Annotated in this window: 12 protein-coding genes; 3 read left to right on the top strand and 9 right to left on the bottom strand. The window is 51.6% G+C overall.

What is annotated here, in order from left to right; all coding sequences use genetic code 11:
• Positions 1-96: 96 nt before the first annotated feature.
• From P1P89_11980 to P1P89_11990, 3 genes are read left to right on the top strand one after another with little or no spacing between them, the layout of a single operon-like run.
• Complete coding sequence (locus P1P89_11980) at positions 97-3,096, top strand: hypothetical protein (GenBank protein MDF1592228.1); 3,000 nt, start codon at positions 97-99, stop codon at positions 3,094-3,096.
• Between the two features lie 22 nt (positions 3,097-3,118).
• The gene (locus tag P1P89_11985; GenBank protein MDF1592229.1) at positions 3,119-3,730 is read left to right on the top strand and encodes a hypothetical protein; all 612 of its coding nucleotides are present in this window, start codon (positions 3,119-3,121) and stop codon (positions 3,728-3,730) included.
• A gap of 6 nt (positions 3,731-3,736) precedes the next feature.
• Positions 3,737-6,187, top strand: coding sequence for a hypothetical protein (locus P1P89_11990; protein ID MDF1592230.1), 2,451 nt, complete (start codon positions 3,737-3,739; stop codon positions 6,185-6,187).
• 33 nt (positions 6,188-6,220) lie between these two features.
• Here P1P89_11990 and P1P89_11995 read toward each other — a convergent pair whose 3' ends face one another.
• The 9 genes from P1P89_11995 to frr all read right to left on the bottom strand — a co-directional run bounded on the left by P1P89_11995 (position 6,221) and on the right by frr (position 16,176).
• Positions 6,221-6,718 (bottom strand): GspH/FimT family pseudopilin, encoded by a 498-nt coding sequence (locus P1P89_11995; GenBank protein ID MDF1592231.1) that lies wholly within the window; start codon positions 6,716-6,718, stop codon positions 6,221-6,223.
• Between the two features lie 218 nt (positions 6,719-6,936).
• Entirely contained in the window at positions 6,937-7,320 is a 384-nt protein-coding gene (locus P1P89_12000; GenBank protein ID MDF1592232.1) for a hypothetical protein, read from the bottom strand.
• A 62-nt stretch (positions 7,321-7,382) separates the two neighbouring features.
• On the bottom strand, positions 7,383-8,201 hold the full coding sequence (locus P1P89_12005; protein MDF1592233.1) for a phosphoribosylformylglycinamidine synthase subunit PurQ: 819 nt from the start codon (positions 8,199-8,201) through the stop codon (positions 7,383-7,385).
• Entirely contained in the window at positions 8,198-11,194 is a 2,997-nt protein-coding gene (locus tag P1P89_12010) for an AIR synthase-related protein (GenBank protein ID MDF1592234.1), read from the bottom strand. Before P1P89_12010 ends, P1P89_12005 begins: the two co-directional genes overlap by 4 nt.
• 12 nt (positions 11,195-11,206) lie before the next feature.
• Complete coding sequence (gene rseP, locus P1P89_12015; GenBank protein MDF1592235.1) at positions 11,207-12,274, bottom strand: RIP metalloprotease RseP; 1,068 nt, start codon at positions 12,272-12,274, stop codon at positions 11,207-11,209.
• Between the two features lie 170 nt (positions 12,275-12,444).
• On the bottom strand, positions 12,445-13,608 hold the full coding sequence (locus P1P89_12020) for a 1-deoxy-D-xylulose-5-phosphate reductoisomerase (protein MDF1592236.1): 1,164 nt from the start codon (positions 13,606-13,608) through the stop codon (positions 12,445-12,447).
• A 6-nt stretch (positions 13,609-13,614) separates the two neighbouring features.
• The gene (locus tag P1P89_12025; protein ID MDF1592237.1) at positions 13,615-14,439 is read right to left on the bottom strand and encodes a phosphatidate cytidylyltransferase; all 825 of its coding nucleotides are present in this window, start codon (positions 14,437-14,439) and stop codon (positions 13,615-13,617) included.
• Between the two features lie 437 nt (positions 14,440-14,876).
• Positions 14,877-15,629: an isoprenyl transferase gene (locus tag P1P89_12030; GenBank protein ID MDF1592238.1), complete on the bottom strand. Its 753-nt coding sequence runs from the start codon at positions 15,627-15,629 to the stop codon at positions 14,877-14,879.
• Positions 15,619-16,176, bottom strand: coding sequence for a ribosome recycling factor (frr, locus tag P1P89_12035; protein MDF1592239.1), 558 nt, complete (start codon positions 16,174-16,176; stop codon positions 15,619-15,621). The genes P1P89_12030 and frr overlap by 11 nt, the downstream gene beginning before the upstream one ends.
• Positions 16,177-16,187: the final 11 nt, after the last annotated feature.

Here is a 16,187-nt window from a genome sequence, read left to right on the forward strand (position 1 = left end):
TTGCCAAAAACCCTTTTAAAGGAAAAGCGCCCTTTTTTATACCATTTTAAAATTTACACAAAAGATTATACACTACCCGTGGCTTTGAGCGGCTCCATGCAAGTATCCCCTGCCGCGACAACGACCTATACCATCACCGCCACCGGTCCGGGCGGCACGGCCACGGCAGATGTCACGGTTACTGTTAGCCCGCGGCCTTCCAATGAATATAAAATTACGGCCGGCGATGCAACCGCCTATGACCACTTCGGAAATTCTGTATCCATTAGTGTTGACTACGCCATTGTGGGCGCTAAATTTGATCAGCCCTATTATTCAGGCTCCGCCTATATCTTCAAACGCGATGGTACCTCCTGGATTGAACAAACCAAAATTACACCCAGCGATACGCCATCCCATTATCATCGCTTTGGGTGGTCTGTATCCGTAAGCGGTGACTACGCCATTGTGGGCGCTCCTCATGACGATCACGCTGGAGACCAGTCAGGCTCAGCCTATATCTTCAAACGCGAAGGGACAACCTGGACTGAACAAACCAAGCTTATTGGCAGCGATGTGGTAGCAACTGATTATTTCGGATATTCTGTATCTATCAGTGGTGATTATGCTATTGTAGGGGCGTGGGAATTCGATGGTGGAAGATACCGATATTCAGGTTCAGCTTATATCTTTAAACGAGATGGCACCTCTTGGACAGAGCAGGCCAAACTTAAACCAAGCGATGCAGGGGCCGGTGATATGTTTGGCTATTCTGTATCAATCAGTGGCAATTATGTCCTTGTGGGTGCTTATGGAAACAATGATGCCGGAAGCAATTCAGGTTCTGCTTATATCTTCAAGCGTGAGGGGGAGGCTTGGGCCCAACAGGCCAAAATAACGGCCAGCGACGCAGGATATATAGACTTGTTCGGGAAGTCTGTATCAATCAGCGGTGATTACGCCATTATAGGCGCTGATTGGGATAGCGATTTTGCTGTCAAATCAGGCTCCGCCTATATCTTCAAGCGCGAAGGAACAATCTGGACTCAGCAGACCAAAATAACGGCCAGCGACGCTTCAGAATATGACTATTTCGGAAATTCCGTATCCATCAGCGACGGCATTGCTGTTGTGGGTGCTTATGGAAACGATGATGCCGGAAGCGATTCGGGTTCCGCCTATATCTTCAAGCGTAATGGTGAAGACTGGATCGAGCAGATCAAGCTAACGTCCAATGATTCAGCATATCATGATTGGTATGGAATATCTGTATCCGTTAGTGGTAACTACGTCATGATTGGTGCTGAATACAATGGCGATTCGGGTTCAGCCTATATTTATGATCTCTCAACCCCCTCCGTAACCATAACCGCCTTTCCTGAAATCATCCAGACCGGCGAGGCAGCCACCTTGTCCTGGAGTGCAGCAAACGTCGACAGCATCAGCATCGCTCCGGGCATTGGAACCGTTTCTGCCGAAGGGTCTGTAACGGTTTCACCGCAGCAGACCACCACCTATACCATTACGGCTACCGGAGCCGGCGGCACCGTCACAGATAGCGTAACGGTTTATGTAGTTGATCCTGCCATTCCGCCGTCAGTGGGAATATCGGCCAATCCCGACACCATTTTGGCAGGAAGCTCCTTTACCTTGTCCTGGAGCGCGAGCAATGCTACGTCCTGTGTAATCGAGTCCAACATCGGCAGCGTGGCCATAAGCGGCTCCATGCAGGTATCTCCTGCCGCCACCACCACCTATACCATCACGGCTACCGGCCCTGCCGGCACGGCCACGGGCAGCGTAACAGTAGCTGTAAATCAACCGGTGGTTCCCACGGTGGGCATATCAGCAACGCCTGAAATCCTTCAGGTCGGAGGGACTGCAACCCTGACCTGGAATTCTACCAATGCGACTTCCTGCGCCATTGAACCTGAAATCGGAAGCATTGATCTGAACGGCTCCATACTGGTTTCGCCGGCCGCAGGCACTACCTATACCATTACGGCCCGCGGTCCGGGCGGCACGGCCAGCGCAAGTGTGGCCGTTTCCTATCCCCGGCCTACGGTCAGCATCGGCGCCAACCCGGCAACTATCCAGCCGGATGAGTCCATTACCCTGACCTGGAGTTCCACTAACGCGGTTTCCGTTGTGATCGAACCCGGCATCGGCAGCGTTGATTCAAGCGGGTCCATGGTATTGACGCCGGCCGGAACCACAACATACATGATCACAGCAACCGGTCCCGGGGGAACGGCATCTTCCGGTGTTACCGTATCGGTCCCCTCACAACTGCTATTAAGCATCACATCGCCTTCAAACGGCGCGACTATCATCCGGCCGGATGTCATGGTTACCGGTATGATCGCCAATGCCGCTGATAATGACGTCGGCGTCACTGTAAACGGGATTGTCGCCCTGGTATCCGGCAATCTCTTTGCAGCCAACCACGTTCCGCTCACCGAAGGCGAAAATATCATCACCGTCACATCTACCGCCGCCGACGGTGTTACGGCAACCACCTCGATCATTGCTACTGCGGCATATGCCGGCACAAACTATATCACCATCACCGCCGACCCGGAATCCGGCGTTTCTCCCCTGCAAACAGACCTTGAAGTCAGCGGCACTTTTGTCATAACCTCACCTTCAATAACCTATACCGGCTCCGGCACGGCGACCCAGCTTTCTATCGTAGACAAAACATATAAAATGGAAATCGACGGTCCCGGCATCTATTATTTCAACGCCGAAGCAATAGATAATCAAAACATTACCTATACAGATACCGTGGCCGTACAGGCCCTCGATCAAGCCGAACTGGATGCCCTGTTGAGAGCTAAGTGGAAGGGCATGAAAACGGGATTAAGCAATAGCGATAAAAACGCAGCTCTGGGGTTTATCGCTAAACGTGCAAGGAACACGTACGAGTATAATTTTAACCTGCTGAACTCATATTTGACTGAGATTTCAGCGGGTCTGCAAGATATTGAACTAGTCCAGATTCGCGATAGAATTGTGGAATATAATATGCCTGGCGAGCAGGACGGGCAGACTTATTCTTTTTATATCCTCTTCGTCAAGGATTCAGATGGGGTCTGGAGGATTCGTTTCTTTTAAAAGGTCCAGTAAGGAGTCGGCTATGATGAAAAAGTTTTATTTTACAATCTTATTCTACTCGCTTTTTGTCATTATCTTCAGCTTCCCATGTTTTGCAGGCTGTCTGGTGTTCAGTAAACCGGAATTCAAGGGCAAAGTTATAGATACTGAAACAAAACAGCCTATTGAAGGGGCGGTTGTGGTAGCAATATATAATAAAGATCCTATTATAAGTGGTCCAGCCGGCGGAGGCTCATCCATCATACATATTAAGGAGGTTTTAACCGATGGAAAAGGGGAGTTTAGAATCCCGGCTTATACTACACTAATGGGACCCAATTCACGTGAAGGTATTACCGATTTCATTATTTATAAGCGGGGGTATGGTAACTATCCAGGTCTGCATACAAGCCCACCACCTCAAGTGCACCGTGAAAAGATTTTTTCACAAGAAATTGGCACTAAGGGTGAAATAAATCTGCGGTCATTTACCTATGGGGTAGTGGAATTACCAAAGCTTTTGACGTGGGAGGAAAGAAGAAGGGCTTCCAGGAATTCTATCAGCGGCCACATTCCAGAGAGTGTATATCCTTTATTGAGTGAAGAAATAGCAAAAGAACGCAAATGGCTGCGTACAAACATTAAACGGAGGTAAAAGGCAGTGAATAAAATTTATAAGATCGTATGGTTGTCAATAGTCTTTTACTTATTAAATTTTAATTTATCTTTCGCTCTCAACCCTGCTACGCATAGGACCATTAATGACTTTGTTTGCCAAAACAGTTTAAATGGATTCTCACTTGATTTATGTTTGAAGGATCAATTGGGGTTTTTATTAGGAATTGATGAAGGCATAAACCCTGAGCCCGGAATAACAAAGACAGTTTCTGTATTGATAGAAGATGGCGGGGAATTTGAAGACGAACCTCCCTGGACCATCCCATATCTTAGATCAGTCAATCATTTTCACAACCCTTTGACTGACGGGGGTTTTTCCGGGATTTGGGGCACTGGTTTTCTTGCCGGCGAATCCTCAATTTTATGGTCCCAAAAACTCGTGGGAGAACAGGGCCCAGGCGGACATTACTCATGGCATGATGTAAGGGACTATTTTTATAAGGCCCTTACATCTTCAAATAATGCAACAAGAGATGATTATTTTGCGGACACCTTCCGAGGACTCGGACAACTGATGCATCTGGTGCAAGACTTGTCCGTTCCTGAGCATGCAAGGGATGATGGGCACTATACCCCCGCATATGAAGACTGGGTAAATAATTCTGGGAAGGTTGTCATCAATCCTGAACTTGGAGAAGTTATAATAGGTGATACTGTTACGCTTCCTCAGTTTTTTGATCCATCCGCAATCGGCATCCCCAACTCTCTTGGCTCTGTCCCCGTGGCAAATTTATTTGATACAAACCAATATATTCAGGCAAACACGAATCCTGCGGTTACATTAAGGCCTGACATCGGTCTTTCAGAGTATACCAGCGCCAACTTTCTTAGCCCGGATACCATGTTTACGAATGAATTCCCTTTCCCCAAGGCTGAACACACTGTCATCATACTTGACACACCGCCGGATGGAATTCCGAATCTTGACCGGCAATATCTATCAAGCACAAACGGCCATCCCGGCGAACAAATAAATCATCTGGCCGTGGTAAGTTATACGAACTACTTTCGAACAAAATATTTCCCTAATATAAGCAGCGAAGAACTTCCCGTATATTTGGACGCAGTCTGTTATAAAGATTATGCGTCGAAACTGATTCCCCGCGCAGTAGGTTATTCAGCAGGCTTGCTGGATTATTTTTTCCGCGGCAGATTGGACATCATAAATGCCATTCCAATTAAAGCTGTTGATGGAACCATTACCAGAATTGAATTTGTCGTCAAAAATGCAACTCCGCCCATTGCCGCAGGCCAGGATGTGGAGCCGTTTGAAACCGGCAAACTGGTTCTTGCATATAAATACACGCCGGCAGGAGCGAGTGAAGCAGTTTTCGGCTTTAAAGATAACATTTACCCCATTAGCGATTACACCGATCCTATAAACTCCGAATATGTTCATCTGAGTGTGACCTTTCCCGTCGCGATTCCTTTTGGAGCGCAGGATTTATCTTTTATGCTCGTATTTAAAGGCAAGTTGGGCAATGAAGACTGCGCAGTCGTTGCTAAAACCATTCCAACTCACCCATATACAATCGCCTATTTCCATCAGCCGGGAGGACCGGGAAATAAAAGTGATATTTATACCATTTTCCCGGATGGTACCGGCGCGCAGAATATTACCGAAGGGTCAGCTCCCGATTCCTTTTATTTTACACCCGCCTGGAGCCCGGATGGAAGCAAGCTTGCCTTTGAAGAGCACTTCAGTACGCCTTACAATCGCAATATCGTGGTAATCGATCTGACATCAGAGGCGCCGTATCCGTATAATATCCTGAGAACCCTGGATAACGGGGACCCATCTTTTATTCATGATACTGCGCCATCGTTTTCACCTGATGGTACAAAGATAGTGGCTTTAAGATCCATCACCAACCTCGATATATTGGTCAGAGGTGGGTTGATTATATTTGAAGTGGCCAGCGGCAATTGGAGTTTTGTAAACGATTATGCCTTCTGGAGTCAAAAGGATCTTAACGGTGCAAAACCGCGCTGGTCCCCCCAGGACGATAAGATCGCGTACTACCTTAAGGATGAATTTGACCCGGGGCTTGGTCAGTGGGTATTTGCGGGGGATATTTACCTGATCAATCCGGACGGCAGCGGCAATCTGAATCTTACCCACGATGCGTTTACCAATACCCAGCCGGCCTGGTCGCCGGATGGACAGAGCCTGGTTTTTGTATCGGACCGCGATGGCCAAGGGTATATGGATATCTGGATTATGGACCGAACAGGTCAAAACGAACAACAAATATGGAATTGTAATCCCAATTGCTGGAATCCAACGTTTTCACCTGATGGCAATGAAATTATTTTCAAGCAGGGGGACGATATCTATAAAGTGAATATCGACTCGACCGGTCTAACCCAGGTAACGACCAGTGGCTATTTAACCGGGCAGCCGGAAGCAACACCCTTTTTGCTGTGGCCATAACGGCGTTCATAAGAAATCCATGAACCGAATCACTTAGTCGATTCGAATATTGCCCGCCTGCGAAATGATAACCCGCGTGGTGCGATCATTCGTGTTGCTGATAGGCGTGGTGCCGGAAGCAAACCCACCGCCGTTGTCAGCCGGAATCCCGGTGGGGCGGAAAGCGATACAGGGCTGGCCGCTTGAGCTGTCAAAAGTTATTGCTGCCGTATTAACGCTGATGCTTTTATAATTTTCCCAATCCACCTGTGTGACAGCCTCCTCGGCACTGTCTTTCTCAAAGTCGATGTCCGCATCAACAAACATAACATATCCACTCTCGTGGAAACAAACCGCTGTGTTGACATTTCGTTTGATGGCTGTCAGTTTTGCCTTCTGAAAATTAGAAAAGAGATCGCGGGTTGCCGATCTCAGGCGGTAATCCGGCAGCAAGCCGATGAAGTTGGGTACGGCAATAGCGGTGACCAACGCAATCATAGCGATGACAACAAGGAGTTCGACGACGGTAAACCCAAGGCTTTTATCCATCATACATCACCTCCCGGAAGCATTATAAATTCTTCTTAAAACGGTGGAAATTGTAAAGAAGTATATTTAAACCCAGTTTACAAAAAACACGGCCGGCTATATAAAAAATGTCAATAGAAGAGATCAAAGCAATTTTAGATGGCTATGGGTACCTGCCTATGCAGACATTATGGGATTTGGGACTTATTACGAATGTGTCAAATTTAAAGCCAAAAAAACGATCAACCAGTCAACTTGTTCAATAAGTTCGTCAAAATTTCCCCAATTCTATCCCAGGTGCTTACGAACACGTTCCAAATCGAAAAAGATATTTTTACAATGATAAACCAGGTTTGAAAGGCAAGCTGTTTAAAAAACGCCGTCATGGGTTTGGACCAGCCCAAGATCCAAAAATAGATAAACAAAGCACCCCAGCTTAAAAAACAGGCTGTATAGGCCTTCCAGTCCGTCGGTTTTTCAGCGATTCCCTGCCGATTCACCGGACCTACTTTTTTCGTACAGTAAGTGCAGGCGGTCGCCTGAAGCAGAAGATGGGTCGAACAATAGGGACAAACTTTCGTTAACCCGGAGGATTTCTCCTTTTTTCTGTCGTCGCTGTTGCTCATGAATGCCACCTTAATTTAAATTACAAAAGTTGAATTACAATTATCAAATTCTAAAGGCTTATTCACCTTTCCTTGATAAAGTCCACCGCATTTTTCAGCATCTTGATCCCGGGCGCCGGATCTTTGGGAAAGCCGCGGCCTTGGCGCTTGAGCGTCTCTTTCGTGCGGGTCCAGCCCGGGTGGTTGGTCCAGTGGTTGTAGGCCTCGGGATGCGGCATCAGGCCGAATATCCGGCCGGAAGGATCGCAGATGCCGGCAATATCGTCCAGGGATCCGTTGGGATTGAAGGGGAACCGTCCGCCGGCAGGCGTGCCGTCCGGCAGGGCGTAGCGCAGCGCCACCAGATTCTCCTGCAAGAGGCGCGAAAAGATCGCTTCCCGGGCGTAAAATTTTCCCTCCCCATGCCGGATGGGCAGCTCAATCCCATCAATCCCGCCCGTAAAGATGCAGGGCGAGGCCGGATTTGCCTTCAGGTTGACCCAGTCGTTCCGGAAGTTGCCGCAATCGTTATGGGTAAGGGCGATGCTGCGCTGACCATAGTCCCGGTCGAGTCCCGGCAAGAGCCCGAGGTTGACCAGCGTTTGAAACCCGTTGCAGATGCCGATCACCAGGTTTTGCCTTTCCACAAATTCAAGAATTTTGCCGCCGATATTCGTTTTCATGCGGACGGCCTGGATTACTCCGGCGCCGTGATCGTCCCCCCAGCTGAAACCGCCCACAAACGCCATAATATCAAAACCGTCCAACCGGACAGACCCGTCTATCAGGGAGTTAATATGCACCCGCACCGCTGCTGCCCCGGCCAGTTCAAAGGCATAGGCAGTCTCATGATCGCAATTCATACCGTAGCCGGCGAGCACCAAAACCGTGACTTTGCTCATATCAACTCTCCAAAGGGTGCTTTCCAGGCAGCTTTCAGTTTGTCCACCGCAAGGGCGGTCAGGAGCTTGCCTGAAATCCCCTTGATCACCACATCAGGGGTTTTTGTAACCTTTCCGACACAGGCGCAGTCAAAACCCTTAAACAATTTTTCAAAACGCTCCCGGCCGGCCGGATCGATGCTGACGATAAAACGACCGGCCGATTCCGAAAACAGAATGCCGACATTACCATCGATCCCCTCCCGGGGCACCGACACAAGGTCGATAGCCAGCCCCAAATTTCCGGCCATGGCCACCAGCGCCATATGAACCCCCAGCCCTCCCCGATAGATGCCGTGGGCGGATGCCACCAGCTCTTGGGTTATGGCCCGGGCCAGGGCCCGGTAAAGACGACTGCATTCTTCCGACCGGACCCGGGGCACGTGTAAGCCCGTGTAGCCGAAATGTTCATAATATTCCGATGCGCCCAACTCGTTGCGGGTCGTCCCCAGGATGTAAACCAGGTCGCCCGGAACCTTGCAATCCATGGTCACGCACTTTGAGGCATCTTCAAGCACGCCGATGGTTGAAAACTGCAGTGTTTCCAGCGCGGACACCTTATGGGTCTCTCCGTACGACCCCATCAGGTGGCCGTCCACATACATGCTGTCCTTGCCGGAAAGAAGCGGAATTCCATAGGCCAGACACATGTCCCGCAGCGCCCGGCAGGAACGCACCAGCTGGGCGGCCTTGAATTGGCCGTCCGGGTTGTTGCGGGGATGAAACTGGATATTGGGCCAGCAGAAATTGTCCACCCCGCCGATATGTTCCGGATCGGCGCCCACCGCGATGAGTCGGCGCACAGCCTCATCGATGCTGCAGGCCGTCATGTGAAAGGCGTCGATCTTGGAATAAGCCGGCAGAAGGGCCTGGGAAAAGGCAAGGCCTTTGATGGATGCCAACACCGGCCGGATCACGGCTGCGTCGCTGTTGACATCGCGGTCTGCGCCCACCAGGGGTTTGATGACGCTGGTGCCCTGGACTTCATGGTCGTATTGCCGGCAAATCCATTCCTTTGAGCAGATGTTGGGCCTTCCGAGCAGGTCCAGCAGCAGTTTTTCATAGTCCCGGGGTTCATTTAAAACCGGTTCAAACAGGCCCCGGCTCTCCGGCGGCTGCCATTCGGCCTTAAATTCCCACTGGGGAAAACCGGACGTAAGCAGGTCCAGATCGATATAAGCGCAGGTGTTGCCGTTATAACGGATATGCAGCTTACCCGAATCGGTATACCGGCCGATGACGGTGCTTTCCACCGCATGTTTGCGGGAAAGCGCCATAAAACGGTCGCAGTTTTCCGGGTCGATGGCCACGGTCATGCGCTCCTGGGATTCGGATATCCAGATTTCCCACTGGTCGAGCCCCTCATATTTCAAGGGGACTTTCTCGAGATCGATTTCGCAGCCGTTGGAGAAGCGGGCTGACTCGCCGATGGAGGAGGAGAGCCCGCCGCCGCCGTTGTCGGTAATAAAACGGATCAGCCCTTCATCCCGGACTTCCAGCAGAAAATCATGCATCTTCTTCTGGGTATAGGGGTCGCCGATCTGAACATGGCCGGCGGGGGTATGTTCTGAAAACACCTCCGAGGAGGCGGTGACGCCGTGAATACCGTCTTTGCCGACCCGTCCGCCGCACATGATGGCCAGGTCCCCCGGGACAATCGTTTTCTGATCGGCCGGTTCGCCTTTAATGGCGGCCGGCATGATGCCAACGGCCGTGACATAAACCAGGCATTTGCCCATATACCCTTCATGAAACAGCACCTGGCCGAAGGTCGTGGGGATGCCGCTCTTGTTGCCGCCGTCCCGGACGCCCTCGATGACCCCGTCCAGCAGCCGGCGGGGATGCAGGTGCGGTTTCAGGCTGCCGGCATAATCCCTGGGCCCGACGCAAAAGCCGTAACTCCCCATCACCAGCTTCGATCCCTTGCCGGTTCCCATGGGATCCCGGTAGATACCGACAATCCCGGTAATGGCGCCGCCGTAGGCCTCCATATTGGAGGGGGAATTATGGGTTTCGCCGGTGATGACGTAATAATGGTCTTCATCAAACCGCCCGGCGCCGGCGTTGTCCCACAATACCGACACCACCCAGGGTTTTTTCGCCATCAACGCCAGGGTCGGCGCTTCGATGCAGGTCTTAAAGAGGTTGTCCACCCGCTCTGTCGATCCGCCGGGATTCTCGCGATAATGGAACAGGCCCCGGAAGGTGTTGTGATTGCAATGATCGCTGCGCGCCTGGGAAATATATTCAAGTTCCACGTCGGTGGGGTCTGACAGGCCCACCCGTGCCCGGGCGGCTTGGACCTCGCCATCCAGAAAATACGCCCGGATGGTGGGGATATCGTTGGGATTCAGCGCCAAGTTGCGCTCGTCGCTGATTTGCATGAGGGTTTTATCGCTGTCGATGGGAATCGCCGTCACCATGGGGGTGTGGTTGAGGATGACCATGGGAAGGATAAACCCGATCCCTTCGGACGGGTCCCACTCCCCCTGGCTGAATATTTTCCACTGCTGAATCGTGTCGTTGGCAAGTAATTGCGCAGCGATCCGGTTCACCGACTCGGCGGCAATCCCCTGACCGCACAGGCAGTAGCGCCGGGAGGTGTAGATGGCGCTGTCCGGACCCAATTTAGCGCCCAGCAGGTCTTCCACCGCCTCAACCGCCGTGCTGCCGGGGTTGTCGCGAACCCCGGGTCGGTATCCGACCCAGATGGTCCAATCAAAGTCACAGGGAAGCGGATCCAGGGATGAAACCTGGGTAACCGGATTCGTAAAGATTTCCGTCCGGATCCGTTCGATCTGGTCCGGCGTCAGGTCCGCATCGATGGTCACCACGTGGATGGCGCGGACGCTCGCAAGGTTGATTCCGAAATAGTTCTTGGCCTTCTGGCGAACCCCTTCGCCCTCGGCATCGAACAGTTCGGGTTTTATCATGATTTCAATTCGATACGGCATAAAAATATCGTTTCAGCTAAAAAAGATCCGGGTAATATCATTATAAAAAACAAACACCATCAGCAGGATCAAGACGAAAATCCCCACCTGCTGCGCAATCTCGCGCATCCGCGTATTGACGGGGCGGCCGATGGCAGCCTCTATGAAAAAGAAAAGCAGATGACCGCCGTCCAATACCGGTATCGGCAGAAAATTCAGGACAGCCAGATTGATGCTCAAGAGTGCGATAAAAAACACCAGGTTGGCGGCGCCCTGTTTGGCCTGCTGCCCCGCCATTTCCGCGATCATGAGGGGCCCCCCCAGCGTTTTGGTGGAAATCGAGCCGACAATCAGTTTGAAGATGCTCACAATGGTCAGCTTGGTGATATGGTAGGTCTGAACGGCGCTCTCTACAAATGCCTCCACCGGATTCAACTGTTTGTAATAGCCGTCGCCGGAAGCCCCGATGCCGATCACATAGCGCTGGACATCTTCTCCAAAGATGTTTTGGGTTGTTTTGAGCTGGGGCTGAACCTTAAAGACAAGCTCCGAATCCCCCCTGCGGACCGACAGGGTCAGTGTTTTGCCGTTGCTGGCGGAAATCAGGCTCGACATTTCCTCCCAGTTCGTTACAGCGACATTGTCGATGGCCACGATAAGGTCGTCGGCCTTAAGCCCGGCCTGCTCGGCCGGGGTGTTTTTCTGAACCTTGCCCACAGCCGGTTTGAGGATGTAAATACCCGAAATCAGGAAAATCACGAAAAAAATGATGGCGGCCAGCAGGAGGTTAAAGGCCGGACCGGCCGCTACAATCAGTATGCGCTTAAATACATGCTTGTGCGTGAAGGATATGGGAATGTCTTTGGGATCGATCTCGCTGTCGGGCTCCTCGCCCACCATTTTGACGTAACCGCCCAGAGGAATGGCTGAAATCCGGTACTCGGTAATGCCGATTTTTTTACCCAGAATACGCGGCCCGAATCCCAGCGAAAATTTTTCAACCCCCACGCCGAACAGGCGCGCAATTAGAAAATGCCCCAGTTCGTGAATCGATATCAGCACCCCCAGGACAATGATAAAAGCAAAAATATTCGTACTCATGAAACCTTCTTGTTAGGTGAATAGGCTGAAGGCGTTTAGGCTGAAGACTGAAGGATTTTTTTCCATCAGCCTTCAGCCTGTTTCCCTTCAGCCTTCGGTCTATTCGTCTTCAGCCTGTTTTCCCGTCAGAATACCAGACAACGCATTTAATCGCAATATAAAGAAGCCCATTATTTTTTTAAACGCCGAATGATGGCCTGCGCCTGGCGGCGGGCCCATTCGTCCGCCGCGATGATGTCGTCAAGAGCGGGGTCCGTCACCACCGAATGCTGGGCCATGGCTTCCTCAATAACCGTCACAATCTGAATGAATGAAATTTTACGGTTTAAAAACGCATAAACCGCTGCTTCATTGGCCGCGTTCAAGACGGCCGGCAGGGTCCCGCCTTGGCGGCCGGCGGAAAACGCCAGGCCCAGGCACGGAAATTTTTTTAAATCCAAACGTTTGAACTTCAACATGCCGATGCCGGCAAAATCGGGGATGGGCTGCTCCAGGGGCAAGCGTTCCGGATGGGAGAGCGCGTAGGCAATGGCGCCCCTCATATCCGGAATCCCCATCTGGGCGATAACCGAACCATCCTTAAATGAAACCATCGAATGGATCAGGCTCTGGGGGTGTACCACGACCTCGATCATGCCGGTGGGTACCCCAAACAGGTGCTGGGCTTCGATGACCTCCAAGCCTTTGTTCATCAGCGTGGCCGAATCGATGCTGATCTTTTGGCCCATTTGCCAGGTGGGGTGCTTCAACGCTTCGGCCGGGGTAATGGCTGCGAATTCACGCTTGGCTTTATTGAAAAACGGGCCGCCCGAAGCGGTCAGGTGAATTTTGGCCAGGTCCTGACGGCGCTGGCCCGAAAGGCATTGAAACACAGCGCTGTGTTCGCTGTCCACCGGCAGGATCTGAACCTTGTTGGCGGCTGCTTTTTTCATGACGATATCGCCGGCTATGACCAGGGTTTCCTTGTTGGCCAGTGCGATGTTTTTACCGGCATCAATGGCCGCCAGGGCCGGCATCAATCCGGCCGCCCCCACCATGGCCGCCACCACCGTATCCACCGGCGCATGGTCGGCTGCCGCCCGGTAGCCCTCGGCCCCATGGAGGATCTCGACCCCTGCGCCGGCGGGAATGCGCCGCCTGAGTTCACGGGCCCGTTTTTCATCAAAAACGACAGCGATGTCCGGCTTGAATCTGGCAATCTGCTCCGACAGCAGGGCAACTTGCGTCTTGGCCGCAAGTGCCCTGACCCTGAACCTGTCGGGAAACATGTCGACAATCCGCAGGGTGTTGCGGCCGATGGAGCCGGTGGAGCCCAAGATGCAAAGTTCTTTCATACTAACTCACGAAAACAGATACGCTTTAAAAACATAAGCGATGGGTGCGGCAAAGAGCAGCGCATCGATACGATCCAAAATACCGCCGTGCCCCGGCAGGATGACGCCGGAATCCTTCACCTTGCCGGCACGCTTTAATTCGGATTCGAAAAGGTCGCCGGCCTGGGCCATCAGGCCCATCGAGACGAAACACAACAGGCTGGGAAGCCAGGGAAGTTGCGGTAATAAATAAAATTTAAACAGCGCCCCGATCAGCAGGTTGCCCCCGAGGCCGCCGATGGCGCCTTCGATGGTTTTGCCGGGACTGATGGCCGGACACAGCTTGTGACGCCCCCAATAAGTTCCGACATAATAAGCAGCCACATCCCCGGCAAAGACGACCCCCAGGAGCAGGAAGATCCAGGGGATCCCGGCCGCTCCGTTCCGGATCAGCACCAGGCTGGAAAGGAGCACCGGCACATAAACGCTGCCGAAAAACTGTCTGATGATATGGTGGCTGACAGCGGTATCGGACGAAAAGCGTTTGAGCGAACCCAGTGCCGCCCCCAAAAAATTAAAGACGGCGAATCCCAGCATCATCCCGTAAGACCCCTTGAACGCCCCCCAGATGATGCCGCAGCCGGCCGCATAACCCAGAACCGGCAACCATAGATTGTCCCTGCCGCTGGTGGGTACCCCGGCAATGCGGTAATATTCCCACAGCGCCACAAGCGCCACCAAACCGATCAGCAGGGCAAAGAGAAGGCTGCCCCCTTTGACGATGAGCAGGATCAGCAGCGGCAGTGCAATGATGCTGGTGAGCCAGCGTTTGAGGTGTGCGGTCTGTACCAAAATATTGTCTCGATAGCGTTAATAATCATTAGGGGACACGCTTTGGTTATCCCCATAGGAATATAACATTTGCCTATGGAAATTCCAATTATCAAATTCCAAATCTCAAACGGTTCGGCTGGCTCACCGCCCTGAGCCGGGTCGAAGGGCAAATTCTAATAACCAAAATTTAAAAATCCAGACAATGTTTCGTTCTGGAAAGTTTTGAACATTGACACATTCGTAAAAAAGTCCCAAATCCCGTCATGCCTGCGTAGGCAGGCATCCATAGCCATCTGAAATCACAGGATTCCCGCCTTCGCGGGAATGACGATAAAGGCGCATTTTCGACTTTTTACGAGACCATCAACATTGGAATTTGAGATTTGTTTGTGATTTGATACTTGGAATTTGTAATTTAAACATCAAACACCAAGGCAATGCCGGCTATCTCTAATTCAGGATGCACCGACCTTACCGAATCGGCGTTCTCTTTTCTGGAAATCTTTGAGGATCTCGATAAATTCTGCTCTGCCGAAGTCGGGCCACAGCGTATCGGTAACAAATATTTCGGTATAGGCGATCTGCCACAAAAGAAAATTACTGATCCGCGACTCCCCGCTGGTTCGAATCAGCAAGTCCGGATCCGCCATTCCCCGGGTGTACAGGTGCGCTGAAACATCCGCATCTGTAATCATGGCCGGGTCCAGCTCGGCCGCCTTGGCTTTTGCGGCGATATCCTGCACCATTCTAACGATTTCAGCACGCCCGCCGTAACTCAGGGCCAGATTCAGCAGCATGCCGTCATTGTTGCGGGTATGTGCCATCACGGAGGCCAGGGTCTGCCGAACGTCCTGGGGCAGCCGTTCAACCTGGCCGATGGCATTCAGACGAATGTTATTCTGGAGCATTTCCGGTTCTTCGGATTCGAGGAACCTTCTCAGGAGGGTCATCAGGGCGGCGACTTCGGTTTTGGGCCGCTCCCAGTTTTCGGTTGAAAAAGCATACAGCGTTAAAATGGAAATTCCGATTTCCCGGCAGGTCCGGACAATCGTCCGTACCGTTTCAGCGCCCTTTTCATGTCCCTTAATGCGGTTGAGCAGGTTTTTTTTGGCCCAGCGACCATTGCCGTCCATAATGATGGCGACATGGGCGGGGAGTTTTCCCGCCGGCAGGTCTTCGTAACCGGAAAAAGACGGGCTAGAATTCAAGGATCTCTTTCTCTTTTTCTTGATAGACATCATCGATCCGTCTGATGTACTCATCGGTTATCTTTTGCACCTGCTCTTGAGCCTTAAAAGCGTCATCCTCCGAAATATCACCGTCTTTTTTCAGGCCTTTAAAAAGTTCGTTTGAATCCCGCCGGATGTTGCGAACAGCCACTTTATATTCTTCGCTCATTTTATTGGCGACCTTGACAAGCTCTTTGCGCCGTTCTTCGGTCAACGGCGGGATGGCGATGCGGATAATCTTTCCGTCGCTGGACGGTGTCAGCCCCAGGTCGGACTTTAAAATCGCCTTTTCAATTTCTTTGATAACCGAAATATCCCAGGGTTGGATCGTGATCAAACGGCTTTCAGGAACAGCCAGGGACGCCATCTGATTCAGCGGCGTCAGCGTACCGTAATAATCAACCCGGATGCTGTCCAGCAGGGCCAGCGAAGCCCGGCCGGTTCGAATTCTCTTAAACTCACTTTTAAGGGCGCTGACCGACTTGCCCATCCGTTCTCTGGTATCTTCATATATCGATTCGATCATGGCTATTCACC

The sequence above is a fragment of the Desulfobacterales bacterium genome (genome assembly GCA_029211065.1).
In the GTDB taxonomy this organism is placed as follows: domain Bacteria; phylum Desulfobacterota; class Desulfobacteria; order Desulfobacterales; family JARGFK01; genus JARGFK01.